2 pseudogenes are annotated in these 1,065 nt (G+C 65.8%); one reads left to right on the top strand and one right to left on the bottom strand.

From position 1 onward, the window contains the following. Positions 1–531, bottom strand: a pseudogene (locus tag ACFVWD_RS58525) (transposase family protein); the annotation flags it as partial. A 381-nt stretch (positions 532–912) separates the two neighbouring features. Here ACFVWD_RS58525 and ACFVWD_RS58520 point away from each other — a divergent pair. After that, positions 913–1,065 (top strand): annotated as a pseudogene (locus ACFVWD_RS58520) (IS5/IS1182 family transposase); the annotation flags it as partial.

Here is a 1,065-nt window from a genome sequence, read left to right as displayed (position 1 = left end):
GGACTTCAGCTGTGCGAAGGCGCGTTCGCCGGGTGCTCTCAGCCGTGCGTGGTCGCGGTTGAACTGCTGATAGTGAGCGGGCTGTTCGCGGTGGTGGTAGTACGGGGTGCGGAAGGTGGCGCCGGCGCCCTGGTAGGCACGGTCGGCGAGGACGAGGATCTGCCGGGTGAGGCAGGCCTGGACGACGGCTGTGGGCCCGGGCCGCGGTCAGGTCGTGGGTCCGCCGGGTGTCGCGCGGGAGAACCACAGAGGTGTGCCGTCGGGACGGGCGATGACCTGCACGTTCATCCCATGCTTGCGGTGTTTCATCGAGTAGTACGGCTCGTCCGCGCCGATCCGGTCGATCGGGATCAGCGTGCCGTCAACGATGACGTGATCGCCCTCACCGAGACCGGTGAGCGCTTCGTGGAGGCCCGGCGCCCAGGCGGCCAGCACGTCCAAGGTCTCGTCGACGTACCGCCAGGCGGTGGCCTGGGATATCCCGAAACCGGCCCCGAGCTGCGAGAACGTCTCGTTCTTCCGCAGGTGCACCAGCGTGAGCAACGCCTGCTTGAAACAGCCGAGCTTGCGCCAGCGGGTGTTGCGGGCCTGGCGGTACTCGTGCAGCAGCCATGCGACATGCTCGACCAGCTCATGAGGGACGTCGAGCGTGGCAGCATACGGAAACCTTCAGGGCCCCTTCGGTCGCCGGTGTGATGAGTGGAATCACCACGCCAACGACAAGGGGCCCTGTCTCGTCACCACCCTCGCTGACCAGCCTCTTTCACCCTCCAGCACAGGATGAAAGAGGTTCAGTGAGCTTCTTTGAGTTGGTCACCGATCGGGTGAATGGGCCGTGACGCGCAACGAGCGAGGCCCCCGGGCTGTTGATCGAGATGTCTGACGTCTCAACAACACTGCTCGGGGGCCTCGTTGGTCGTCCATCCTGCCGCACTCGACATGCCGCATGCACTCGTGGAGTGGGTCACGACGCTGATCGTCCCCCGTGAGGGTGACCGGCGCTGCAAGCTCCGTCCGTCCCAGTGGGCGATGGTGGCACTGGTGTACCTGCGTGAGCACACCACT

Source organism: Streptomyces sp. NPDC058086, from assembly GCF_042885015.1.
In the GTDB taxonomy this organism is placed as follows: domain Bacteria; phylum Actinomycetota; class Actinomycetes; order Streptomycetales; family Streptomycetaceae; genus Streptomyces.
This window is presented reverse-complemented; position numbering and strand designations above follow the sequence as displayed.